The organism is Mesorhizobium sp. 43Arga (assembly GCF_053714255.1).
This window is the reverse complement of record NZ_JBSKBO010000052.1, coordinates 1-520: the sequence shown is the minus strand read 5'-3', so window position 1 is coordinate 520 and position 520 is coordinate 1. Positions and strand designations below refer to the sequence as shown.

The following is a 520-nucleotide window of genomic DNA, read 5'->3' as shown; positions in this document are numbered from 1 at the left end:
CGAGATCACTTCGGGCTGTTCATGGATTTCCTTTTCCATGAAATGCCGGCGGTTGCCCTTGTCGACCATGAAGGAGGTCGACAGCGACTGCTGGCGCTTGCGCTCGACCTTTTTGCCGTCGATGTCGAAGATGGCGACGCTGTCGCGGCGCACCACCGCCCAGTCGCCATCCTCGAGATAGGTGATCGAATTGGTGAACGGCGCCAGCGCGATGGCGTCCGACCCCAAGAACATCTCGCCATCGCCGTGGCCGACGGCCAGCGGCGGGCCGTTGCGGGCGCCGACGATCAGGTCCTCGTCGCCCTTGAACATGATGGCCAGCGCAAAGGCGCCTTCCAGCCGCTTCAGCGCCCGGTGCGCGGCCTCGACCGGCTTCAGCCCCTTGGCCAGCTCCCGCGCCACCAGATGGGCGACGACCTCGGTGTCGGTCTGCGAGGAGAAGGAATAGCCGTCGCGGACCAGCTCGTCGCGCAGCTCGGCAAAGTTCTCGATGATGCCGTTGTGGACGATGGCGACGCCT

The 520-nt window shown here is 65.2% G+C and carries 1 pseudogene; it reads right to left on the bottom strand.

Annotation, left to right across the window (positions count from 1 at the left end):
* A pseudogene (locus ACWGS8_RS35190) lies at nt 1–520 on the bottom strand (glutamine--fructose-6-phosphate transaminase (isomerizing)); the annotation flags it as partial.